This is a genomic window from Halomonas daqiaonensis (assembly GCF_900109725.1).
Classification (GTDB): domain Bacteria; phylum Pseudomonadota; class Gammaproteobacteria; order Pseudomonadales; family Halomonadaceae; genus Halomonas; species Halomonas daqiaonensis.
The window spans coordinates 189,177-212,923 of record NZ_FOBC01000006.1 but is presented as its reverse complement, the minus strand read 5'-3'; the positions used below and the strand labels follow the sequence as shown (position 1 = coordinate 212,923).

Sequence of the window (23,747 nt, the reverse complement as noted above, 5' to 3'; positions counted from 1 at the left end):
GTGTATCACCGGCTACCGGATCGCATCCGCGCCCACGCGCTGATTTGCTTCCTCGCCCTGGTGCTTTACCGCGTGCTGCGAATGCGCTTGAAGGCCAGTGATAACCCACTGTCACCGACGCGGGCGCTGGAAATTGCCCGCAAGATCCAGTTCCACCAGGTCCTGCTTCACCGTCGCGAGACGGCGAGCGGCCTAACCAAATTGAAGCCTGAACAACGCGACCTTTTCGAGGCGATTGGGCTACCGGCACCTGCCGCATCCCGCTTGTAGTGCCAATTTTCGAAATGCGTATCCAGGCTAATCAATAGTTTACGCTTCTATCTGTCGAACTCGGGGGCCCCGCTTGCCTGCCGAATTCGGAAAGTAGGACGGCGACAGTGCGTCGATCAGTCGTTGCCATGGCACCAGGGCATTCATCTGGGCCAGGAACCGCTCTCGGCGGGTAACCTTCTTCTTGTTCTGGTGCTCAGCCTGGGCGAACGAGATCTGCTTCATCGGGTGGCTCTGTCAGAGGGTGGCAGGAGGGTCAGATTATACCCCGCCGGTACCCATCAGGCAGCTGCGGCGAGATTTGTGCAGCGTTTCCCTAAAGCCCCGTCTCACGCATTCAAGACGGCATGCCGGCCAGCGCGCTACATAACCCGGTCACTAGATATGTAAGTTTTCCTTGCCTCGTACCACCAAACTCTAGACCTGACGGCAGGTCTCGACGACCCACAAGACGGTATTTCGAGGTGAAAACATGAATATGAAGCTGATGAGCGCCGGCTTGTTCGCTGGCTTGATGATGGCAGGTTCCGCCTTGGCCATGGACTCCGCTGTCGTAAAAGAGCATATGGAAAAGATCAACGAGGACTACATCAAGACGTCCGAAGAGGAAGGGAAGGTCCAGGCGCTTGAGGAGAGAATCAAAGAACTCGAGGAAATGATCCAATCATTTTCGAGGACCATGAATCCTAAACAATATCAGTAGCTTGGTTGATTTCAGCGAGACTACCTAACAACTAAATGTGCGGTAGCGCACAGACGACTTGTTGATTTGCTTCCATAGTGGATAAAGTTTCCACGCACAGGGAACTGCACTCTAGACCCGAGAGGGTCCAATAGCTTGCCGTTAACCGAGGAGAAACAATGATGAAAAAATTGCTTACTGCCGGCCTGCTCGCCAGCCTGATGATGACCGGTTCAGCCTTGGCTATGGAATCCCAAGCCATCGAGGAACACAGGAACAAGATTCAGGAAAACTACATCAAAACGGCTGAAAAGGAAGGTAAAGTCGAGGCGCTTGAGGAGAGAGTCGAGGCAATAGAGGAAATGATCCTGATGATTGTTAAGGAACAGGAATCTTAATAGCCACCAGGTCATTGATACCTTAAAGCTAGCCCCCGGCGTATTCGCGCCGGGGGCTCGTCGTATCGTGGCCTCACTCACCACCCACACCGACCAGCGCAGGCTTAGCGTTGATTAAGCTGCTGCACCTTGAGTTCGTAGTTATTGACGCCAGTCATGGATGACCCGAACTTCTGGCCCTGCACGCGAATGCGATAGCGGCCCGGCGCCAGTTCGGTTGTCATGTCGACGTCACCATCGAACCCCTGGCCAGCGCCTTCGGCGACTACTCGACCGTTTTCGTCGAGCACGTCGAGTTCGACCCGGTAGGTATCCTCGTACCCGGTGGGATAAGTCGAGGTGGTGATGGCGATGGTGCCGCGCTCAGCGACCTCGAAGGTCAGCACTTCCCCGCTCGCCCGGATCTTGACATCGGTGACGATGGTCTCGAAACGGCGGGGCGACGCATCCTCTGACTGGATCCGGGGCTCTTGTGCCGCCTGGACCGTGGATCCCGCTGCCTCGGACGCCACTTCTGCGGCAGCTGCAGCGCCTGTCGCCGCCTCTCCGCTCGGCGCGCCAATGGTGGCCACCTCGTTTTCGCTGCGCACGAAGACACTGCGACTGCCCTCACGCCCGCTACCGATGAAGGCCAGCCCTTGGCCGTCGCTTACGCCGTCTTCAAGGCGGCGGCCCTGGTCATCCAGGCCCGAGACGGTGATATAGAAGCTGCTGCCCGCCTTACTGCGGGTGCCGAACTTGCGGCCTTCCACGCGCAGCGTGTAGTCACCCGGCTGAAGGCGTTGACGCATGGCCAGCCCACCGTTCTGCCCCAGCGCTTCGCCGCGGGCGATCTCTCTTCCCTGGTCGTCCAGCAGGACAGCGGCCACACGGTAATCCTCGGAAAACCCGCCCGGCACGCGGCTCTCGAAGAGATACTGTCCAGCCTCGGTGACCGTGAAGTCATGCTCGTGGGGGCTGCCGTAGAGGAAGCTGCGGCTGCGGGCATCGTTATCGGACTGCAGGAAGCCGGTGAGATCGAGCTGCTTGCCCTCCTCGCGGAAACGTTCCTCCCTTTCGCTGGCCAGCAACGGCGTAATACCGAGGGAGAGACCCAGCACCAATAGGCTGACGGTGATAATCGGCTGTTTCATGGAACCTCGCATCAGACAATGAAAAAAGCCGACCCCTGAGGATCGGCTTTCGGTGTTCCACCCTTCAAGCAGGAGAGCCCTGCGAGAGGATTTAGAACAGGTAAGTCACACCGACGCCGACGCCGTCGCCATCGTCACCTTCGCGATCATACCAGGCCGCCTCGGTCCAGACATACATGGCATCGGAGATGTTGTAGTTGGCGCCGAGGATGACCTCGTTGTAGGTCTCGCTACGATCCTGCTCGTCCTGGAGAGTCTCATCCAGCTCGGACAGGAAGGTACCCGCACCCACGTCGACGTACTGGTAAGCGGCGTAGATATCGCCGTTACCGTAGCCGTAACGCGCACCCAAGCCATAGAAGTTGGTGCTGTCGCCATCGGTGATTTCGGAATCGAAGCGCTCGAGCTTCAGGGCCACGCGCAGGGTATCGACGGTGTACTGGGCGGTCACGCCATACTGGTCACCCACGCTATCGACATCACCATTGCCGTCGATGTACTGGACGTTGTCTAGGTTGTCGTAGACGGCAGCGATGGAGAAGGGACCAGCGGTATACTTGGCGCCACCGAAGAAGGAAGCGTTTCCGGAGTCCTCAAGGTTCTCAATCTCGGAATCACCCTTGTACTGAGTACCCACGGCGAACTGCATGCCGCTGAAGGAGGGCGAGGTATAGGTCACCTTGTCGGTTTCCTGATTGGCACCGCCACCGTGGGCACGGGTGGAGTCGGAGACGTCGAAGCCTTCGTTGCTGGTGACAGGATCCTGGATCCAGTCGTCAATCAACTGGTCGTAGGAACCCAGTCGCACATCACCGAAGTTGCCCTTAAGACCGACATAGGCCTGGTCACCGGAATCGGTGGCATCAGAAGCCGTCTTCATCTCGTCGGCCTTGATGTCGTCAAACTCGAGCTTCATGTAACCGGTCAGGCCGTCGTAGATGACGTGCTCGGCGGCGAAACCAAAGGTGGTGCCGTTATCGGCAATTTGGTCGGCGGAATCAGTACCTGTCAGTGTGCCGTCGTTATCAAAGACAGCAGAATCGGTGTTGAAGTAGGCAATCTGGATATTGCCGTAGATGTCGAGCTTGGTGCCGTCCTGGTTGTAAACGGTGGCGGCCTGGGCGCCGGAAGCGGCCATGGCACCGGCGATAGCAGTCGCTAACAGTGTCTTTTTCATTGCGATGGTTCCTTATTGACTAGTTTGCTGTTTCGATCGTGACTGCCCGTTCTTGATGAGCGGGTCAGCGGACTTGGCCGGTCTTGGTGCCGGTTCTCGTTCCTGCGCGCCCCCTCCCGGGAGGTGGCAGGACGCGAGCCAGACCTCGGCAAAGCCTTGTTATAGTCCAATGCTCGCAGGAGGAACTCTATACCGGGATATACGGGAACGCAACAAGAAAAAAACACTGTTTTCCTTCGCTGCGTCCTGCCCTCCCTGGCGCTTCCCCCTGCCCTTGCGATTCGGGCGCCATCCCGGCGAGTCCGGTGCCCGTTCGGCCGGCCATGACGATCCAACAAGCGAATCGGCCACCTGACGATGAGCGGCTACATCATGCCCCGCGAATATGACGAAGACAAGTCAGCAGATCAATGCTGGTTGTGCTTGGAGAGTAGCGCGGAAAGCTTCTCCTCCAGGGTGGCAGGCTCCCTGCCTGGCGGGACGCCAAGCCCGGCACTTTCGGCCGGGGCGGGTTCCGGGCGCGAAGAGGCGGTGGCCTTCCTGGCGGCGTCGTGCCGTGTCGCATCGGCCCTGGGTTTGCCGCCCTTGGCGGTATCGCCCTTCTTTCCGCTGTTCTGCCGCGCCGGACGGCCCTTCTGCCGGCGGTCGGCCTGCAGCCGATCGAGCTTCTTGCGGGCATGCTCGGCAGCTGCGGCATCTACAAGTCCGGCAGGCTCGCCAGTCAGGTCGAGCCGCTCGGCTCGCTCGCGCACCGACTTGAGGTAGCGTGGCAGATTGACATAGCAGGCCAATGCTCGGCGCACCAGCTTCTCAGGCCAGGGTTCAAGTTGGGCCAGCTCCTCATGGATACCGACCTTGAGCGGCCGGGTATGGCCCTTGAAGAAGGTCGAGGAGTAGCGCTGGTACCACTGGTCGAGCAGCGCCTGGGGCGATGGGGCGTCTTCGGGTGCGGTCTCTTCAACAGAGGCCTCTGCAGCGGGGGGCTCGCTCGGCACGTTGGCTTGCGGGACTGGCTCGGCGGCCTCCAGAGATGGTTCAGGCACTGAGAGGGCGTTCGGCGCCGCCGAGGCAGGTGGCTCGTGGGCAGCCTCAGCATCTTCCGGTTGCCTGGGGCGATGACCGATCAGCGCAGAGAGTCCCTGGGCGCGGCGAGCCTGGCGATGAAAGAGCGCTCCCCCGGCCTCGGCGGGTTCGCGCTCGAGAAGGCGACGGTTGTGCGCCTCGAGCTCACGGTTCTGCTCGTCGAGCTCACGGTTCTCCTCGGCGAGCTCCAGGCGGGTGGCCTCCAGCTCGGCGAGACGCGCCTCGAGTATCCCGCAACGCTCCGCCAGAGCCGCCCTGCCGGCCTGCTCCTCGCGCATCTCGGCGGCCAGCTCGGCATTGCTCGCCTCCAGTTCGACGCGACGGCTTTCCAGCTCGGCCAGCCGAGTGTGCAGGGCATCCTGCTGGACGCGGGATTCCCGCAATGCGGCCAGCAGTGCAGCGGCGCGGCGCTCCAGCTGTTCCAGCAGGCGGGTTGAGCGTTCCTCGATCACGTCCTGGTCCTCCAGTGCGCCTTCCCGGTGATTGCTAGACTCAGTCTGTGCCAGGCGTGGCGTGGTGACAAATGTCGCCGGCCGGCGACGCTTTCAGCGTCGAGCCTCTGAACATCGGTGGTACTGCACGAAATGGTAGGCCGGCTGGCCTTCGGCGGTTTCGCCGGGCACACGCTGTACCTCCTGCCATTCGGCCATGTCGAGCTCGGGGAAGCGGGCGTCGCCCTCCACCTCGATATCGACCTCAGTGAGGTAGAGCCGGCTGGAGTAGGGCAGCGCCTGAGTGTAGATCTGCGCGCCGCCCATCACCATGATCTCCTCGACGCCGTCGATGGTGGCCTGCTGGTCGGCCAAGCGCAGGGCAGACTCGAGATCATGACAGACGCGGATGCCGTCATGCTGGAAGCGGGGGTCTCGAGTCGCCACGATGTTGAGCCGCCCGGGCAGCGGCCGTCCGATCGACTCGAAGGTCTTGCGCCCCATCACCAGCGGCTTGGCCTGGGTCATGCGCTTGAAGAACTTTAGATCCTCCGGCAGGTACCAGGGCAACTGGTTGTCCACGCCGATCACCCGATTGCGGGACATGGCGGCGATCATGGCCACGGGGATGAGGGTTTCGTCGGTCATGTCATCGGCTTCGCTCATACCGCCACCTCGGCCTTGATATGGGGATGCGGATCATAGCCTTCGATGGCGATATGCTCGAAGCGGAAATCGAAGAGGTCGTCCACGTCCGGGTCGAGCGCCAGCCGCGGGGCGGCGCGCGGCGAACGCGAGAGCTGCTCTTCGGCCTGCTCGAGGTGGTTCAGGTAGAGGTGGGCATCACCCAGGGTATGCACGAAATCGCCGGGCTCGAGACCCGAGACCTGAGCAATCATCTGGGTGAGCAGCGCGTAGCTGGCGATATTGAAGGGCACACCCAGGAAGATGTCGGCGCTGCGCTGGTAGAGCTGGCAGGAGAGCCGCCCCTCGGCCACGTAGAACTGGAAGAGGCAGTGACACGGCGGCAGGGCCATCTCGTCCACCAGCGCCGGGTTCCAGGCAGAGACGATCAGCCGCCGCGAGCGCGGGTTGGTGCGGATCTGCTCGAGCACCTTGGCGATCTGGTCGACGTGACCGCCGCGCGGGTCTGGCCAGCTACGCCACTGATAGCCGTAGACCGGACCGAGATCGCCGTTCTCGTCGGCCCACTCGTCCCAGATGCGCACCCCGTTCTCCTTGAGGTAGGCGATGTTGGTGTCACCGGCCAGGAACCACAGCAGCTCGTGGATGATCGAGCGCAGGTGCAATTTCTTGGTGGTAACCAGCGGGAAACCGCGGGAGAGATCGAAGCGCATCTGGTGACCGAACAGCGAGCGCGTGCCGACACCGGTGCGATCGTCAAGCTCCACGCCGCGGTCAAGCACCTGGCGCATCAGGTCGAGATAGGGCTGTTCGAGGGCGGGCAAGGAATCGTCGGTCACGGCATCGCCTGGCTGAGGGCTGGGATAGAGGGGACGAGAATTCTACACACCCATCGACATCGAGCCAACGCGATGCAGCCCACTACAAAATAGACTAGTTACGCTCCTCACTCTTCACCACTCACACTTCCGCATCCACCGGCTGGCGACGCGACCAGGCGATCAGCGCGATACCGGCGGCGATCATCGGCAGGGTCAGCAGCATGCCCATGGTCACCCAGCCGAAGGCCAGGTAGCCGATATGGGCGTCGGGCAGGCGCACGAACTCCACCAGGAAGCGAAAGGTACCGTAGAGCACGAGGAAGAGCCCGGAGACCAGCCCGCGACGTCGGGGCCGGGCCGAGACCCACCACAGCACCACGAAGAGCACCGCACCTTCCAGCAGCGCCTCGTAGAGCGACGAGGGGTGGCGCGGCTCCGGGCCCATGTGGGGAAAGGGCATGCCCCAGGGCAGGCCAGTAATGCGGCCCGGAAGCTCGTGATTGATGAAGTTGCCGATGCGCCCGGCCCCCAGGCCGATGGGCACCAGGGGAGCGACGAAGTCGGTCAAGGTGATGAAGGCGAGCCCTTTCTTCCTGGCGAACCAGAGCGCGGCGAGCAGCACCCCGACCAGGCCGCCGTGAAAGCTCATGCCACCGTCCCAGACGCGGAAGATCCATAGCGGGTCGGCGAGCCATTGGGACATACCATAGAAGAGCGCATAACCCAGCCGGCCACCGACCACCACGCCGATGGCGGCATAGAAGATCAGATCTCCGATATCATCCCGGGTCAGGCCGATGCGCTCGGCACGCCGGCGCCCCAGGAACAAGGCGGCAACGAAGCCGACGACATACATCAGGCCGTACCAGTGAACCTGGAAGGGGCCGAGGGAGATGGCCACGGGGTCGATATCGGGATAGGAAAGCATAAGAGTCCTCTAAAGCGTCAATCGCGCGATGAATCGCGCTCCTGCAAGACCAGGGGCAGCCAGCGGCGCACCAGGTCGACCAGCTCTTGGGGGCGATAGGGCTTGGCCAGGTAATCATCCATGCCGGCCCCGTGAAAGCGGCGACGATCCTCGTCCCCGGCGTTGGCCGTCAGCGCCACCAGGATGCTGCGCTGGTGAGTGGCCTTGTCAGACTCTCGGTCACGCCAGTGACGGCTGGTCTCCACGCCATCCATGCCGGGCATGAAGATGTCCATCAGCACCAGGTCGAAGGGAGCGCTCTCCAGCTGTGAAAGGGCCTCCTCGCCGCTGGTGGCAGTCTCGACGTCGAGCCCCTGGCGCTCCAGCACCTGACGCGCCAGGGTCAGATTCACCGGGCCATCATCGACGATCAGCACCCGCCCTTTCACGGAAGGAACCGGACGCGGAGACGTCACGGACGTGCCGGCGGACTCGCCGAGATTCTCCAGCAGCACCACGGCATCGGCCAGGCGCTCGCGTAACGCCAGTGCGGCGGCATGGTCGCGCTCGCCGCCGCACTGGCGCAGGGCATCGCTCTCGAGCACCTCGGACAGGGAGCTCATCAGCGGACCCAGCGACTGCTGCAAGTGGGAAAGGTAGTCGGACTTGAGGCTCGATTCCTCGCGGGCCCGCACCCGGCCGGCCTCCAACCGCTCGAGCTGGCCTCGGCTGGCCTGGAGATCGCTGGCCAGGTCTCGCTCTGCAGCTCGACTCTTCTCGAACTCGCGTTGCCACCCCTCGACCAAGGCCTCGCAGGCGGCCGACAGGGCCTCGAGACGCTGGGGTAACGGCAGCTCATCGCCGGGCTGGGGGCGGTGGTGGTGGGCCAACCAGGTCTCGATGCCGACCAGGGCATCATTGACATCGCGTTGGATGCCGCTCAGGCGCTGGCGCAGCAGCGTCAGGAAGACCGCCACATTCAGGCTGCTGCCCAGCAGCAGCGCCAGGAGCAACCAGAAGGTGGTGCTCCAGGAGGCATGGGAGGGCACCAACGACCATAGCGTGACCCCGACCACCAGGCAGAGCACCACCAGGGCGATTTGAGCAAGCAACACCGGCCAGAGAATCGGCCAGATCAGGCGCGACCAGAGGCGGTCCAGGCGAATTTCGTCCTGCATTGTCATCCCTGTGCAAGCACGATAGTGAACAGAGTGTACGTGGCCGGACCGAGACTGTCATGACGGTGCCTTCCCCCCGGTCGGCCAGCCCGCTAAGCTGGCCCCATGTGCCTGATCGCCTTCGACCATCGCCCCGGCAGCGCCTGCCCGCTGCGCCTGGTGGCCAATCGTGACGAATTCCATGCCCGCCCGGCTGCTCCCCTGGGCGCCTGGAACGATGCCCCCGAAATCGTCGGCGGCCGCGATCTCGAGGCCGGCGGCACCTGGTTGGCGGTTCACCGCCGTGGCCGCTTCGCCGCCGTTACCAATGTGCGCGAGCCTCGCCTGCAGGTACCGCCGGGAGCCCCCAGCCGTGGCGCCCTGGTACGCGAAGCCCTGGAATGCGACGACCTGCCGGCCTGGCTGGACCGACTGGCGGGTGAAGCCGCTCGCCACTACGCCGGTTTCAACCTGCTGGTCGGTGACGGGGAAACGCTCTGGCACCTTCACCGCGGGCTCGACGACATCCGCCTTAGGCACGTCCCGCCCGGACTTCACGGGCTTTCCAACGCCAGCCTGGACACTCCCTGGCCCAAGCTGATCGCCGCCCGCCAGGGGCTTGCCGCCAGCCTGCAGCATGGCCGTTGGCCCGAGGAGGCCCTGGCCGTGCTGGGTGACACCCGCCCCGCCGATGACGACCGGCTACCGGAAACCGGCGTGGGGCTGGAGCTGGAGCGCCAGCTGTCGCCCCCGTTCATCGCTGGAGAGGACTACGGCACGCGCGCCTCCACCTGGCTGACCTGGCAAGCTGACGGGCGAATCGAGATCGGCGAGCGGCGCTTCGGGCCGCAAGGCGTCAGGCTGGGAGAGAGCGTGGTGGAGCTGTGAGGGAGGTGAGCGCTTCGCTGGTGAGAGGTAACCCCTCAATCCTTACTCCTTACCACTCACCATTCACCATTCACTCTTCACCCTTCAATCACTCGGCGGCAGCAGGTGACCGAGGTCCCAGCCGCGCAGGCGTTCCGCAAGATGGCGGCGCACCTCAGCAGGCGAGTCAAGCCTGAGGGTTTCCGTGACCAGCTCGCGGGCGCCGTCGAGGGATACCCGGCGGATCGCCGCCCTCACCCGCGGCAGGCTGGGGGCGTTCATCGACAGGGCATCGAAGCCCATGCCCATCAGCAGCAGCGCGCCGGCAGGGTCGCCGGCCATCTCGCCGCACACCGAGGTGGGCATGTCCAGGCGTCGGGTATCTTCGGCGAGCCGGGTCATGGCCGAGAGCACGGCGGGATGACAGGCATCGTAGAGGTCGGCGACCCGCGGGTTGTTGCGATCCACCGCCAACAGGTACTGCGTCAGGTCGTTACTGCCCACCGAGAAGAAATCGACCCGACAGGCCAGAGCATCGAGCTGGTAGAGGGTTGCCGGCACCTCTAGCATCACGCCCACGGGGGGCCGGTTTACCGGCACTCCCTCCTCGCCGAGTTCGAGGATGGCGCGGTCGAGCAGCCGCAGCGCATCGTCGACCTCCTCGACATTGGTGACCATCGGCAGCAGCACCTGGAGGTTGTCCAGCCCCTGGGAGGCGCGCAGCATGGCGCGCAGCTGCACCATCAGCACCTCGGGGTGGTCGAGGGTGACCCGGATGCCGCGCCAGCCCAGGAAGGGGTTGGCCTCTTCGATGGGGAAGTAGGGCAGGTCCTTGTCTCCGCCGATATCCAGAGTGCGCATCACCACCGGCAGCGGGTCGAAGCTCTCGAGCTGGTCACGATAGAGGCGGGTCTGTTCCTGCTCGCCGGGAAAGCGCTCGGTGATCATGAAGGGGACTTCGGTGCGATAGAGCCCTACCCCGCCGATCCGCGACTTGAGCGAGGCTACGGTGTCCACCGCCAGCCCGGTATTGACCATCAGCGGCATATCGTGGCCATCGGGTGTGCGGCTCGGCAGATCCTGCTCGTGCTCCAGCACCTCCATCAGCGCCCGCTCCTCGTCGATCAGGCTCTGGTAGTGGCTCTCGAGTTCCGGCGTGGGTCGCACGAAGAGGCGCCCACGGTGGCCATCCAGTACCACCCGGTTGCCGCCGAGGCGCGGCAGCGGCAGGTCGACCATGCCGAGCACGGTGGGAATGCCCATGGCCCGGGCGAGGATGGCCACGTGTGAGGTGCTGGAGCCGCGCACCGAGACCAGGCCGGCCAGCTTCTCGCGGGGCACTTCGCCGAGCATCGCCACGCTGATCTCGTCGCCCACCAGGATGGTGCTGTCGGGATAGACCGCCGGGGTCTGGGGGCTCGCCTCCTGCAGGTGGGCCAGCACGCGTCGACCCAGGTCTCGGACGTCGGCAGCGCGCTCGCGCAGGTAGTTGTCGTCGACCCGCTCGAGGTACTGAACGTGGCGACGCACCACATCGGCCAGAGCACCGGGGGCCCACTGGCCCTCACGGATGCGCTTCTCGACCTCCTGGGAGAGCGCCGCCTCGCCGAGCATCTGCTGGTAGACGTCGAACAGTGCCAGTTCCTGGGCGGAGATGCGGCTGGCCAGTCGCTCGCCGGCGGCGCGGATCTCGTTTTGCACCCGGCCTATGGCCTCTCTGAGGCGGGCGATCTCGTACTCGACATCGGTGGGAATCAGGTCCGGCACACTGTTGAGGTCCGCCGGTGCGGCGGTCACTACCGCCTCGCCGATGGCCATGCCGGGCGAGGCCGCCACACCGATGAAGCGAGCCTGCCCTCCCGGCATGCTCGGCCGGTTCAGCCCGCCCGTGGCCAAGGCGTGGGCCAGCACGCCCGCCAGCTGGGCCGCCATGGTGACCAGGAAGGCTTCGTCTTCTTCATCGAAGCGGCGCTTATCGGACTGCTGCACCACCAGCACCCCCAGCATGCGGCGCTGGTGGATGATGGGTACGCCGAGAAAGCTCGAGTAGCGCTCCTCTCCGGTGGCCTCGAAGTAGAGAAATTGAGGGTGGGACTGGGCGTTTTCCAGGTTCAGTGGCTCCTCGCGCTTGGCCACCAGGCCCACCAGGCCCTCACCCACCTCCAGGCTCACCCGCCCCACGGCCTGGGAGCGCAGGCCGATGGTTTCCATCAGCACCAGCCGATCGATCTCGGGGTCGAAGAGATAGAAGGAACATACGTCGGTTCGCATCGCCTTGCGGATGCGACGCACCATGGTAGCCAGGGCCGCTTCCAGATTACGGGCTCCGTTGACCTCTTGGATGATGCGTCGCAACACCTCGAGCATCGGCGTCTTCTTTTCCATCGTGGTTGTCTCTCGCCTCGCTGAGGAATGCCGCCGCCGTCAGGCGCTCGGCTCATCCATGGCGCTTATCCATGGCCAAGGGCCAGCCGTTGCGCTCGGGGGGAGAGCTCGCGCAGGGCGCGGCGGTAAACCTCCCGCTTGAAGGGCACGACCTGCCCGAGAGGGTACCAGTAGCTGACCCATCGCCAGCCGTCGAATTCCGGCTTGCCGGACATGTCCATGCAGATTCGGCTCTCCTGGCAGCAGATCCTCAGCAGGAACCACTTCTGCTTCTGGCCGATGCACACCGGCCTCGAATTGGTACGAACCATGCGTCGCGGCAGGCGATAGCGTAGCCAGCCCCGGGTGCAGGCAAGGATCTCGACGTCATCGGCGGTCAGGCCGATTTCCTCGTGCAGCTCACGAAATAGTGCCTGTTGCGGAGTCTCGTTAGCTTGGATGCCTCCCTGGGGAAACTGCCACGCATTCTGTCCTACCCGACGCGCCCAAAGCAGCTGCCCCTGCTCGTTGGCGATGATGATGCCAACGTTGGGGCGAAAGCCGTCAGCGTCGATCACGGACTTCACCTTATGATTCCAGTATTGCCGTCATTCTTCCACAAGGCCGCAAAGGGCATCAATACGACCAAGCAGCTAGCCATGGATGCGTCGTTACCGGTGCCGGCCTGACGCTCGAAGCCCGACGGCGCTTCTGCCATAATCGCCGACCATTTCACGACCATGAAACGCGCTCGATCACCAACACACGAGGGGAATGCAGTGAGCCTGGCCATCTTCGACCTGGACAACACCCTGCTGTCGACCGACAGCGACCATGCCTGGGGAGAGTTCCTGCTGGAACAGGGCGCCGTGGACCCGGTGGCCTACCGCGAGGCCAACGATCGCTTCCTGGCCGACTATGAGGCCGGCATCCTGGATATACAGGCCTTCCTGGAAGTGGCGCTGCGACCGCTCACGGAGCACAGCCCGGAGCAGCTCGCTGCCTGGCACCAGCAGTTCATGGCCAGCAAGATCGAGCCGCATATCCTGTCCAAGGGCGAGGAACTGGTGGCCCGCCATCGCACCCGCGGCGACACCCTGCTGATCGTCACCGCCACCAATCGCTTCATCACCGGCCCCATCGCCGAGCGCCTGGGCATCGACGAGCTGATCGCGGTGGAGCCCGAGGTGGTCGATGGCCGTTACACCGGTCGCGCCAGTGGCGTCCCCAGCTTCCGTGAGGGCAAGGTCGAGCGTCTGGAAGCATGGCTGGCCGACAAGGACCTGACCCTGGACGGCAGCTGGTTCTACAGCGACTCCCACAACGACCTGGCGCTTCTGGAGCAGGTCGACCATCCGGTAGCGGTGGACCCCGACCCCAGCCTGCGCGAGGTCGCCGAAGCCCGCGGGTGGAAGATCATCAGCTTGAGGGACTGAGCGGCCAAGCGGCCAAGCGGCCAAGCGGCCAAGCGGCCAAGCGGCCAAGCGGCCAAGCGGCCAAGCGGCCATCAGTGTGTGGCTCCCCAACGAAAGCAAACCCCGAGGTCATGGCCTCAGGGTTTGCTTTTAGCTCGGCGCTTTTAGCTCGGCGCTTTTAGCTCGGCGCTTTTAGCTCGGCGCTTTTAGCTCGGCGCTTTTAGCTCGGCGCTTTTAGCTCGGCGCTTGGCGCTAGCGATCAGCCCAGCAGATGCTCGACGGCGGCGCGCTCTTCGCGCAGCTCGTCTTCGGTGGCCTTCATGCGGCCGCGGCTGAACTCGTCGACCTCGAGACCCTGGACGATCTCGTACTTGCCACCCTTACAGGTGACCGGGTAGGAGTACATGATGCCGGGCTCCACGCCATAGCTGCCGTCGGCGGGAATGCCCATGCTCACCACTTCATCGGTTCCCAGCGCCCAGTCGCGCATGTGGTCGATGGCGGCGGAGGCCGCGGAGGCCGCGGAGGAGGCGCCACGCGCCTTGATGATGGCGGCACCGCGCTGCTGCACGGTGGGGATGAAGTCGCTCTCGTACCAGTCGCGCTCGACCAGGTCGAAGGCCGGCTTGCCCGCCACCTTGCAGTGGGCCAGGTCGGGGTACTGGGTCGCACTGTGGTTGCCCCAGACGATCATCTGCTCGACGTCGTTGACGTGCTTGCCGGCCTTTTGGGCCAGCTGGGTCTTGGCGCGGTTGTGGTCCAGACGCATCATTGCAGTGAACTGGCCGGCGTCCAGGTCCGGCGCGTTGCAGGAGGCGATCAGGGCGTTGGTGTTGGCCGGGTTGCCCACCACCAGCACGCGCACATCACGGCTGGCGTTGTCGTTGATGGCCTTGCCCTGCACGGAGAAGATCGCCGCATTGGCTTCCAGCAGGTCCTTGCGCTCCATGCCAGGGCCGCGCGGACGAGCGCCGACCAGCAGGGCGAAGTCGGCGTCCTTGAAGGCGACATTGGCATCGTCGGTGGCGACGATGTCCTGAAGCAGCGGGAAGGCGCAGTCGTTGAGCTCCATCACCACGCCGTTGAGGGCGTCCATGGCCGGCGGAATCTCCAGCAGTTGCAGGATAACCGGCTGGTCCTTGCCCAGCATGTCGCCGGAGGCGATACGGAAGGCGAGCGAATAGCTGATCTGACCGGCAGCACCGGTGATGGCAATACGGACGGGGTCTTTCATGGTGGCTCCTTGGGTTTTCAACGCGCGGGTTGTCGCCGTGAGGATGAGCCGGGCAGGCACGCCGCCTGCCCCGGCCGCAATTCGAGTCGAAAAGATGGTATGCCTGCAGTGCACAAAACTCAATTCGACCTAGGGAGAGGAGGGGGCGAGTGCGGCAAACAACTGTATGAGAGAGCCTGACGAGGATAGTATGCTCACACTCTCATGCTCGCTGATGGACCACATTGCATGTCCCGCCGTCGTCTCCCCCCACTCTCCGTCCTGCTCGCCATCGGGCTAACCTGCCTGCTGCTGGTCTGGCTGGCTTTGGGTGATATCGAGGGATTCCGCGACACCCCGCCCGAGGGAGATGAAGCCGAGGAACAGGCGCTGACCCGCGTCGAGGTCGTGGAGCGTCAGGCACAGGCCTACTCGCCCCAACTGGTGCTGCAGGGCCAGTTGGAGGCCCACCGCGAGGTGGATCTGCGCGCTCGACAGTCGGGCCGGGTTGAAGCGTTGCCGGTCGCTCTGGGCGGGCGGGTCAGCCGCGGCGAGACGCTGCTGGCCCTGGCCCGCGAGGAGCTTCCCGCGCGACTCGAGCAGGCCGAGGCCGAATTGGCCCTGGCGCGAGCCGAGCTCGCCGGCGCCGAGCAGCTGCGCCGGCGCGAGCTGATCTCCAACCCCGACTACCTGCGCCGGCAGAGCGGTGTCAGCCAGGCTCTGGCCGAGGTCGCCAGCCTGCGTCGCCAGCTCGACGACACCCGCCCCGAGGCCCCTTTCGAGGGGGTGCTGGATCGCCTCGAGGTCGAGCTCGGGGACCTGGTCCAGGTCGGCGAGACCTGGGGCCGGCTGATCGACGACTCGCGGCTCACCGCGCTGGCCGCGGCGCCCCAACGGGACGCCCTGTCGCTGTCCCCCGGACTACCCGCCGAGATCCAGCTGCTCGACGGTACACGTCTCTCAGGCGAGCTGAGCCACGTGGCCAGCCGTGCCAACGACAGCACCCGCAGCTTCCCCGTCGAAGCCACGTTGGCCAATCCCGAGGGACGCCGCCTGGCCGGTGCCAGTGCCACGCTGGTCATTCGCCTGCCAGAGCGCCGGGTGCATCGGCTCTCCCCTGCCCTGCTCGAGCTCGATGGCGAGGGGCAGCTGGCGGTAAAGCACCTCGACGCCGACGACAGGGTGCTGCTTACCCCGATCGAGCTGGTCAGTGCCGATACCGAAACCGCCCGAGTGGCAGGGCTGCCCGAACGGGTCCGGCTGATCACCCTGGGTGGTGGCTTCGTGGAGGCTGGCGAGCGGGTAGCGGCCGTCCCCGTGGAGAAGGCCACTCCACAGGCAGACACCGACGTTCCCGGGGAAGCGCGCTGACATGCGCACCCTGATCGAGGCGGCGCTGGATCGCTCGCGCACCACCGTGCTGCTGCTGGTCGCGCTGCTGCTGGCGGGGCTGGGCGCCTGGCAGGCGATCCCCAAGGAGGCCAACCCCGACGTCACCATCCCCATCATCTATGTGGCGATGTCGTTGGAGGGCGTAAGCCCCGAGGATGGCGAACGACTGCTGGTGCGTCCCATGGAGCAGGAACTGCGCAGCATCGAGGGGCTGCGCAAGATGACCGCCCAGGCAAGCGAGGGCCGTGCCGCCGTCACCCTTGAGTTCGATCCCGGCTTCGACCCCGACCAGGCACTGACCGATGTGCGCGAGAAGGTCGACATCGCCCGCGCCGAACTGCCTGCCGAGGCCGACGAGCCGCGCGTCATGGAGGTCAACGTGGCGCTCTTCCCGGTGCTATCGATCGGCCTTTCGGGGCCGCTGGAGGAGCGCCGGCGACTGGCCGTAGCACGCCGCCTGCAGCAGGAAATCGAGGGCATTCCGGCGGTGCTCGAGGTAGACATCGGTGGTGACCGCGAGAACCTGCTGGAGGTCGTCGTCGACCCCCTGGTGCTCGACAGCTACGGGGTCGACTTCGACACCTTGTTCAACCTGTTCAACCGCAACAACCGCCTGGTGGCGGCGGGCAGCCTGGACACCGGGGCCGGACGCCAGGCGCTCAAGGTGCCGGGGATCATCGAGCGCCTCGAGGACGTCATGTCGATGCCGGTGAAGGTCGACGGCGACCGGGTGGTGACCTTCGGCGACGTGGCCTGGATACGTCCCACCTTCAAGGACCCGCAAGGCTTCGCCCGCATCGACGGCCAGCCGGCCCTGGTGCTGGAGATCTCCAAGCGGGCCGGAGCCAACATCATCGCCACCGTGGCCCAGGTGCAGGGGCTGCTCGACGAGGCCGCCGAGTTGATGCCCGAGGAGCTGGAGGTCACCACCATCCTCGACCAGTCCGAGACCGTGCGCGACATCCTCTCGGAACTGCTCAACAATGTGGTCACCGCGGTGGTGCTGGTGCTGGTGCTGATCCTGGCCGCCATGGGTCTGCGCTCGGCGCTGATGGTGGGCCTGACCATTCCCGGCGCCTTCCTCACCGGCATCCTGCTGATCTGGGCCCTCGGTTACACCCTCAACATCGTGGTGATGTTCGCGCTGATCCTGGTCGCCGGCATGCTGGTGGACGGCGCCATCGTGGTCAGCGAACTGGCCGACCGCCACCAGCGCCAGGGCCGGCCGCCCCGGGAGGCCTGGATCCAGGCCGCCACACGCATGAGCTGGCCGGTGATCGCCTCCACCGCCACCACCCTGGCGGTCTTCGTGCCGCTGCTGTTCTGGCCCGGCGTGGTCGGGCAGTTCATGAAATACCTGCCCATCACGGTGATCCTCTGCCTGCTGGCGTCGCTGGCCATGGCGCTGGTGTTCCTGCCCACCCTGGGCGGCGTGTTCAGCGTGCGGCGTACCGCCGTCAGCGGCGACACCGAGCTGATCACCGCCGGCGGCCGGCTCTACCGGGCCTTGCTGGCCCGCCTGCTCGCCTGGCCGGGCCTCACACTGTTGGTCGCCCTGCTGCTGATGGCGCTGATCTACACCGGCTACGCCCGCTTCAACCACGGCGTCGAATTCTTCCCCAGCGTCGAACCCGACACCGCCCAGGTGCTGGTACGCGCACGGGGCGACTTCTCTGCCGTGGAGACCGATGCCGTGGTACGACGGGTCGAGGCGCGGCTCACCGGCATGAGCGAGGTCCAGGCGCTCTATGCGCGCTCCTTTGCCGTACCGGACCAGCAACTCGGCAGCGACGTGGTGGGGGTGCTGCAGTTCCAACTGATCGACTGGCAGCAGCGCCGCCCGGCCAGCGCGATCCTGGCCGAGATGGCCGAGCGCACCCGCGATCTGCCTGGCATCCAGCTGGAATTCCGCGAACAGGAATCGGGACCGGCCGGCGGCAAGCCCATCGTGCTGGAGATCAGCGCCGAGGACCCGGCCCTGGCCGATCAGGTCGTCACCTCGCTGCGCCGGACCATGGGCGAGCTGGGCGGCTTTCGCGACATCGAGGACAACCGCAGCCTGCCGGGCGTGGAGTGGCGGGTGAAGGTGGACCGCGAGGCCGCCGCCCGTTTCGGCACCGACGTGGCGACCGTGGGCAGTGCCGTACAACTGATCACCACCGGGCTGCAGGTAGCGAGCTACCGCCCCTCCGGGGTCAACGACGAGGTAGATATCCGAGTACGCCTGCCGCGGGGTGCCCGCTCGCTGGACCAGCTGGGCCGCCTGACGCTGAACACGAGTCGCGGACAGGTACCTATCTCGCACTTCGTCTCGCTGGAACCCGCTCCCAAGGTGGGCACCCTGCACCGCATCGACGGGCGCCGGGCCATCACCCTGGAGGCCGACGTCACCGCCGAGCACCGCCCCGACGAGCGCCTGGCGGCACTGAGGGCGGCCATGGAGGAGCCTCCCGAGGGGGTGAGAGTCAACGTGGCCGGCGAGCAAGAGGACCAGCAGGAGGCGATGCAGTTCCTGGCCACGGCCTTCCTGGTGGCGATCTGCCTGATGGCGCTGATCCTCGTCACCCAGTTCAACAGCCTCTACCAGGCGGCACTCGTGCTTTCGGCCATTGTCTTCTCCACCGCCGGCGTGCTGCTCGGCCTGCTCGCGAATGCCCAGCCCTTCGGCATCGTCATGGTAGGCATGGGCATCATCGCCCTGGCGGGCATCGTGGTGAACAACAACATCGTGTTGATCGATACCTACAACCAGTTGCGTGGCGAGGGACATTCTCCCAGGGAAGCGGCACTCGAGGCCGGCGGCCTGCGCCTGCGGCCGGTATTGCTCACCGCCGTGACCACAGTGCTGGGGCTCATGCCCATGGTGCTGGGCGTCAACGTCGACCTGCTCACCCCGAGCCTGGGGCTGGGCGCGCCCTCGACCCAGTGGTGGACCCAGCTCTCCAGCGCCATCGCCGGTGGCCTGACCTTCGCCACCGGCCTGACCCTGCTGCTCACGCCCTGCATGCTGGTGCTGGGGCCTAAGGGGCGGTGAGGAGTGAGCAGAACCAAGGCGTAGGAGCCGGCTTTATCCGGCGATTGATGGTACCGCGGCAGATCGTGCGATAAATCGCGCTCCTACAGCTCCGAGCGCAGCTCGGCACCAGCGGAATCCGGCGTATGGGCCGCATGCAGGCGGGCGATCAGTTGGTCCTCGAGGCTGAAGCGTTCGCTGAGCCCTCGGCTCAGGCGATCGAGCCAGGCGGGAAGTCGACGCAGGTGATGTTCAGCGCGAGCGGGGCTGTCGTAGTCGCGGTCGAAGGAGAGCACCAGTTCGGTGGACATCTCCAGGCGCTCCAGCAGGCGGTCGGCGAGTTCCAGGGCCTGGTGATCAGCGAAGGCTTTCGCTTCTTCCCGCAACTGCGGGTAGATCTCGAAATGGCCAGCGCTGATATAATCCATCAGCAGTTCGCTGAAGGTGTTGACGCTCTTCGAGCTCACCGTCTCGAGCTCGGCATCGCAGGCCTGCTTCAGCGCGGCGAAGTGGATCAGCAGCTCACGGCGCTCGTGAAGCCAGCGATCGATCAGCTCGTGAACGCCGCCCCAGCGCTCCAGGGCATTCTTGCAGTCTTCCAGCATGGGTGCCTCCCTAGCCCGATGCGTCCAGCCACTCGGGTAACTCGAACCGCGAAATGCCAGACTCGCGCCTGCCGGGCCCGCTGTCAATCCTGCTGCCGTGGCATTGCCGAAGTGGCGCTTGAGTCGCCGCGGCCTGGCCGCGAGGATAGTCAAAGCGTGCACCGCGAGGGGAGCGTGGAGAGCTCGACGGGGCATTCATAGTACGTTACATCGGTATTTTGACTGCGCGGTCGCCATCACGGTGCAGCCGCCATGACACCAACCGGACTCTGGAGAGGATTTCCATGAACAAGCTGACCCGCGCCGGCCTCGGCCTGCTGATGACGACCGCCGTAGCCACAGCCCAGGCCGAGGACGTCAAGATCGGCATGATCACCACCCTCTCGGGGGGCGGCTCCCATCTCGGTGTCGATGTCCGCGACGGCTTCATGCTCGCCATGGACCAGGCGGATCGCGACGACATCGAGGTCCTGATCCAGGATGACGCCCGCCGCCCCGACCTCGCCAAGTCACTGTCCAACGAATTCATGCAGCGCGACGAGGTCGATATCCTGACCGGCATCATCTGGTCCAACCTGGCTATGGCCGTGGTGCCCTCGGTGGTCCGCCAGGGAACCTTCTACCTCTCGCCCAATGCCGGCCCCTCGGCTCTCGCCGGCAAGATGTGCCACGAGAACTACTTCAACGTGGCCTATCAGAACGACAACCTGCACGGCGCAATGGGTGCCTACATGCGCGAGCAGGGCTTCGAGAATCCGCTGCTGATGGCGCCGAACTACCCTGCCGGCACCGATGCACTGGCCGGCTTCAAGCATCTCTTCGAGGGCGAGGTCGCCGATGAGATCTATACCCAGCTCGGCCAGACCGACTATGCCGCCGAGATCGCCAGGATCCGCGCCAGCGATGCCGACAGCCTGTTCTTCTTTCTTCCCGGCGGCATGGGTATCTCCTTCATGAAGCAGTGGGAGAATTCGGGGGTGGAGATGCCGGTATTCGGGGCGGCCTTCTCGTTTGACGAGACGATCATCAAGGCGGTGGGCAGCGCCGCGATCGGCGCCATGAACACCTCGCAGTGGGCCTATGACCTGGAAAATGCAGCCAACCAGGCCTTCGTCGAAGGCTTCCAGGACGCCTACGACCGCATGCCGACCCTCTATGCGGCCCAGGGCTACGATACCGCCCGCCTGATCCTCAGCGCCCTGGAGAAGGCCCATCCGAGCGACCAGGATGCCTTCCGCGAGGCGCTGCGCGAGGCGGACTTCGACTCGGTGCGCGGCGAGTTCCGCTTCGGCCCGAACCACCACCCGATCCAGGACATTTATGTCCGCGAGGTGGTCGAGGGCGAAGACGGCGAACCGACCAACCGCCTGGTCGGCATCGCCGTCGAGGATATCCAGGACGTCTATGCCGAGCAGTGCCGGATGTAATCGCCACGGTGCCGGGCCAGGCATCGGCCCGGCACCGCCTCTTCCTTCGTTCCGCCAAGGATGCCTGACGTGTCCGTTACCCTGCTGATCGAGCAACTGATCAACGGCCTGCAACTCGGTACCATGCTGTTCCTGATGGCCAGCGGCCTGACCCTGGTGTTCGGCGTCATGGGATTGATCAACCTGGCCCATGGCTCCTTCTACATGGTCGGGGCCTATGTCACCGCCCTGGCTACCGTCTCGACCGGCTCCTTCCTGCTGGGACTGGTCGCCGGCGTGCTGGCGGCCGCGGCAGCGGGCGCCATCGTCGAATTGCTGGTGATACGCCGTCTCTACCATCGCCAGCACCTCGATCAGGTCCTCGCGACCTTCGCGCTGATCCTGATCTTCTCCGAGGGCACCCGCTGGCTGTTCGGCTCCTCGCCGTTGTGGCTCAGCCCGCCCGAGGCGCTGTCCGGATCGGTGGCCCTGCCCGGCGGTTCGCGCTATCCCGTCTATCGACTGGTGATCATCGCCGTGGGGGTGGTCGTCGCCGCGGGCCTCTACCTGCTGATCGCACATACCCGGCTGGGCATGCGCATCCGCGCCGGCGAGAGCGACCGGGAGATGATCGGTGCCCTGGGGGTCAACATCCGGCGGCTCTACACACTGGTATTCGCCCTGGGTGCCGCCCTGGCGGGCCTGGCCGGATCACTGGTCGGCGCCCTCCAGTCGGTGCAGGTGGGCATGGGGGAGCCGGTGTTGATCCTGGCCTTCGTGGTGATCGTGATCGGCGGCATCGGCTCGATCAAGGGCGCCCTGCTCGGCGCCCTGCTGGTCGGCATGGTGGATACCCTGGGCCGGGTCTTCCTGCCTGCCCTGTTCGGCCAGTTCATGAGCCCTTCGGACGCCGCCGGTACCGGGACTGCCCTGGCCGCCATGCTGATCTACATCCTCATGGCGGTGATTCTCGCCTTCAAGCCAAAGGGGCTCTTTGCCGCCCATGACTAGGCTCCATCCTGCGACAACCCCCGAAGCGAGCCCGTCAGAATCGAGAAGCTGGCTGGAACGCCGACACCTGGTACACGGCGTGCTGCTGGCGGTGATGCTGCTGGCGCCCGTCGCCGCCCACCTGATGGGCGAGATCTACTACGTGAATCTCGCCTCCCGCGTCGCCCTGGTCGCAATGGCTGCCGTGGGTCTCAACCTGGCCATCGGCTACGGTGGCATGATCAGCTTCGGCCATGCCGCCTACTTCGGCCTGGGTGGCTACGTGACCGGCATCAGCGCCTTTCATGCATTCGACGGCAGCCTGGTGATGGGCCTGCCCGGCAGCGACAACATGCTGGCGATCTGGCTGGCTGCCGTGCTGCTCTGTGGCCTGCTCGCCCTGGCGATCGGCGCCATCTCGCTGCGCACTACCGGCGTCTACTTCATCATGATCACCCTAGCCTTCGCCCAGATGGCCTACTATTTCGCCAACTCCTGGCCGGACTACGGTGGCCAGGATGGCCTGCCGATCTACCTGCGAAACACCCTGCCAGGAATCGATACCAACGACGCCCTGAGCTTCTTCCTGATCTGCTTCACGGCACTGGTACTCTCCATGGCGCTCACCTCGCGACTGATGAGGTCACGCTTCGGGGCCGCCCTGACCATGGCACGTCTCAATGAGACCCGCCTCGCCACTGCCGGTATCTCCCCCTTCCCCATCCGCCTGGTAGCCTTCGTCATCTCGGCGATGATCACTGGCCTGGCCGGTGCCCTCTACGCCGATCTGAACGGGTTCGTTAGCCCCTCCATGCTGAGCTGGCACCTCTCCGGCGAGCTGATGGTGATCGTCATCCTGGGCGGTGTCGGCCGCCTCTACGGGCCACTCGCGGGGGCCATCCTCTTCGTGATGATGGAGACCCTGCTGGGGGGGCTGACCGAATACTGGCAGTTCTTCCTCGGCCTGGTGCTGCTGGGTGTGGTGCTGTTCGCCAAGCAGGGCGTGATCGGCTGGCTGGCCGGGAGGCAGCAGCATGAGTGAGAGCGTGCTGTCGATATCCGGCCTGCACAAGCGCTTCGGCGCCCTTCAGGCCACCGACGACGTGTCGCTGGAGCTGAAAGCCGGCGAGATCCACACCCTGATCGGGCCCAACGGCGCCGGCAAGTCGACCCTGATCGCGCAGATCGCCGGCAGCCTCAGGCCTGATAGCGGCCAGATCCACCTGGGAGCGCACGACATCACCGCCCTGGGAGTCGCCCGCCGGGCCCGCCTCGGCCTGGGCCGCAGCTTCCAGGTCTCGTGCCTGGCCGAGCCGCTCAGCGTGCTGCGTAACGTGATGATCGGCGCCCAGGCGCTGCAGGGGCACAGCTTCCGCTTCTGGCAGCCCGTCGATCGAGACCCTAGCCTGCTGGCCCCCGCCCGCGCGGCGCTGGAGCGCATGCACCTGGCTCACCGTGCCGACACGCCGGTCGCGGAGCTCTCCCACGGCGAGCGCCGCCAGGTGGAAGTGGCCTGTGCGCTGGTCCTGAAGCCCCGGGCCCTGCTGCTGGACGAGCCCATGGCGGGCCTCGGCCCCGAGGGAACGGCGCGGCTCACCGAACTGCTCGAGACGCTGAAACACGAGGTCCCCATCCTGCTGATCGAGCATGACATGGACGCGGTGTTCCGGCTTGCGGACCGCATCTCCGTGCTGGTGGCGGGAAGCATCATCGCCCATGGCGACAGCGCGACCATCCGTCGCGACCCGCGCGTTCGCGACGCCTACCTGGGAGACTGA

21 protein-coding genes and 2 pseudogenes are annotated in these 23,747 nt (G+C 65.1%); 11 read left to right on the top strand and 12 right to left on the bottom strand.

Annotated elements, in window-relative coordinates:
* A pseudogene (locus BMY30_RS17965) lies at positions 1 to 270 on the top strand (IS1634 family transposase); the annotation flags it as partial.
* A 66-nt stretch (positions 271 to 336) separates the two neighbouring features.
* Here the strand turns inward: BMY30_RS17965 and BMY30_RS06930 are convergent.
* Positions 337 to 495 (bottom strand): annotated as a pseudogene (locus tag BMY30_RS06930) (IS5/IS1182 family transposase); the annotation flags it as partial.
* 247 nt (positions 496 to 742) lie between these two features.
* Here BMY30_RS06930 and BMY30_RS06925 point away from each other — a divergent pair.
* Positions 743 to 973 carry a hypothetical protein gene (locus BMY30_RS06925; protein ID WP_089711924.1) on the top strand — a complete coding sequence of 77 codons (231 nt, stop codon included), beginning with the start codon at positions 743 to 745 and terminating at the stop codon, positions 971 to 973.
* 161 nt (positions 974 to 1,134) lie between these two features.
* Positions 1,135 to 1,350, top strand: coding sequence for a hypothetical protein (locus BMY30_RS06920; protein WP_139195488.1), 216 nt, complete (start codon positions 1,135 to 1,137; stop codon positions 1,348 to 1,350).
* A gap of 104 nt (positions 1,351 to 1,454) precedes the next feature.
* On the opposite strand, the gene BMY30_RS06915 is transcribed toward BMY30_RS06920, so the two are convergent.
* The 7 genes from BMY30_RS06915 to BMY30_RS06885 all read right to left on the bottom strand — a co-directional run bounded on the left by BMY30_RS06915 (position 1,455) and on the right by BMY30_RS06885 (position 8,725).
* Positions 1,455 to 2,483: a hypothetical protein gene (locus BMY30_RS06915; RefSeq protein WP_089711921.1), complete on the bottom strand. Its 1,029-nt coding sequence runs from the start codon at positions 2,481 to 2,483 to the stop codon at positions 1,455 to 1,457.
* Between the two features lie 91 nt (positions 2,484 to 2,574).
* Positions 2,575 to 3,660: a porin gene (locus BMY30_RS06910; RefSeq protein WP_089711919.1), complete on the bottom strand. Its 1,086-nt coding sequence runs from the start codon at positions 3,658 to 3,660 to the stop codon at positions 2,575 to 2,577.
* A gap of 407 nt (positions 3,661 to 4,067) precedes the next feature.
* On the bottom strand, positions 4,068 to 5,195 hold the full coding sequence (locus tag BMY30_RS06905; protein ID WP_244516139.1) for a ProQ/FINO family protein: 1,128 nt from the start codon (positions 5,193 to 5,195) through the stop codon (positions 4,068 to 4,070).
* 93 nt (positions 5,196 to 5,288) lie between these two features.
* Entirely contained in the window at positions 5,289 to 5,822 is a 534-nt protein-coding gene (locus BMY30_RS06900; protein ID WP_425283425.1) for a dihydrofolate reductase, read from the bottom strand.
* A gap of 14 nt (positions 5,823 to 5,836) precedes the next feature.
* On the bottom strand, positions 5,837 to 6,610 hold the full coding sequence (locus BMY30_RS06895) for a thymidylate synthase (RefSeq protein ID WP_244516142.1): 774 nt from the start codon (positions 6,608 to 6,610) through the stop codon (positions 5,837 to 5,839).
* A gap of 169 nt (positions 6,611 to 6,779) precedes the next feature.
* Positions 6,780 to 7,568, bottom strand: a complete 789-nt coding sequence (gene lgt / locus BMY30_RS06890) for a prolipoprotein diacylglyceryl transferase (RefSeq protein WP_089711914.1) — start codon at positions 7,566 to 7,568, stop codon at positions 6,780 to 6,782.
* Between the two features lie 17 nt (positions 7,569 to 7,585).
* Positions 7,586 to 8,725, bottom strand: coding sequence for a response regulator (locus BMY30_RS06885; RefSeq protein ID WP_170840092.1), 1,140 nt, complete (start codon positions 8,723 to 8,725; stop codon positions 7,586 to 7,588).
* A gap of 105 nt (positions 8,726 to 8,830) precedes the next feature.
* Here BMY30_RS06885 and BMY30_RS06880 point away from each other — a divergent pair, with 105 nt between their 5' ends.
* On the top strand, positions 8,831 to 9,592 hold the full coding sequence (locus BMY30_RS06880; protein ID WP_089711910.1) for an NRDE family protein: 762 nt from the start codon (positions 8,831 to 8,833) through the stop codon (positions 9,590 to 9,592).
* 84 nt (positions 9,593 to 9,676) lie between these two features.
* Here the strand turns inward: BMY30_RS06880 and ptsP are convergent, their stop codons facing one another.
* Positions 9,677 to 11,938 (bottom strand): phosphoenolpyruvate--protein phosphotransferase, encoded by a 2,262-nt coding sequence (gene ptsP / locus BMY30_RS06875; RefSeq protein ID WP_089711908.1) that lies wholly within the window; start codon positions 11,936 to 11,938, stop codon positions 9,677 to 9,679.
* An 83-nt stretch (positions 11,939 to 12,021) separates the two neighbouring features.
* Positions 12,022 to 12,513, bottom strand: a complete 492-nt coding sequence (locus tag BMY30_RS06870) for an RNA pyrophosphohydrolase (protein WP_089711970.1) — start codon at positions 12,511 to 12,513, stop codon at positions 12,022 to 12,024.
* Positions 12,514 to 12,714: 201 nt separating this feature from the next.
* On the opposite strand from BMY30_RS06870, the gene BMY30_RS06865 reads away from it, so the two are divergent.
* On the top strand, positions 12,715 to 13,371 hold the full coding sequence (locus tag BMY30_RS06865) for a histidinol-phosphatase (protein ID WP_089711906.1): 657 nt from the start codon (positions 12,715 to 12,717) through the stop codon (positions 13,369 to 13,371).
* Between the two features lie 238 nt (positions 13,372 to 13,609).
* Here the strand turns inward: BMY30_RS06865 and BMY30_RS06860 are convergent, their stop codons facing one another.
* Positions 13,610 to 14,584, bottom strand: coding sequence for a malate dehydrogenase (locus BMY30_RS06860; RefSeq protein ID WP_089711904.1), 975 nt, complete (start codon positions 14,582 to 14,584; stop codon positions 13,610 to 13,612).
* Between the two features lie 228 nt (positions 14,585 to 14,812).
* On the opposite strand from BMY30_RS06860, the gene BMY30_RS06855 reads away from it, so the two are divergent.
* Entirely contained in the window at positions 14,813 to 15,934 is a 1,122-nt protein-coding gene (locus BMY30_RS06855; RefSeq protein ID WP_089711902.1) for an efflux RND transporter periplasmic adaptor subunit, read from the top strand.
* Between the two features lies 1 nt (position 15,935).
* A complete protein-coding gene (locus BMY30_RS06850) occupies positions 15,936 to 18,989 on the top strand; it encodes an efflux RND transporter permease subunit (RefSeq protein ID WP_089711900.1) in 3,054 nt (1,017 codons plus the stop codon).
* Positions 18,990 to 19,072: 83 nt separating this feature from the next.
* Here the strand turns inward: BMY30_RS06850 and rsd are convergent, their stop codons facing one another.
* Entirely contained in the window at positions 19,073 to 19,573 is a 501-nt protein-coding gene (gene rsd / locus BMY30_RS06845) for a sigma D regulator (protein ID WP_089711898.1), read from the bottom strand.
* 284 nt (positions 19,574 to 19,857) lie between these two features.
* On the opposite strand from rsd, the gene BMY30_RS06840 reads away from it, so the two are divergent.
* From BMY30_RS06840 to BMY30_RS06825, 4 genes are all read left to right on the top strand, one after another.
* Complete coding sequence (locus BMY30_RS06840; RefSeq protein ID WP_089711896.1) at positions 19,858 to 21,000, top strand: ABC transporter substrate-binding protein; 1,143 nt, start codon at positions 19,858 to 19,860, stop codon at positions 20,998 to 21,000.
* Between the two features lie 69 nt (positions 21,001 to 21,069).
* The gene (locus BMY30_RS06835; protein ID WP_089711894.1) at positions 21,070 to 21,990 is read left to right on the top strand and encodes a branched-chain amino acid ABC transporter permease; all 921 of its coding nucleotides are present in this window, start codon (positions 21,070 to 21,072) and stop codon (positions 21,988 to 21,990) included.
* The gene (locus tag BMY30_RS06830; protein WP_089711893.1) at positions 21,983 to 23,011 is read left to right on the top strand and encodes a branched-chain amino acid ABC transporter permease; all 1,029 of its coding nucleotides are present in this window, start codon (positions 21,983 to 21,985) and stop codon (positions 23,009 to 23,011) included. The genes BMY30_RS06835 and BMY30_RS06830 overlap by 8 nt, the downstream gene beginning before the upstream one ends.
* A complete protein-coding gene (locus BMY30_RS06825; protein ID WP_089711891.1) occupies positions 23,004 to 23,747 on the top strand; it encodes an ABC transporter ATP-binding protein in 744 nt (247 codons plus the stop codon). Before BMY30_RS06830 ends, BMY30_RS06825 begins: the two co-directional genes overlap by 8 nt.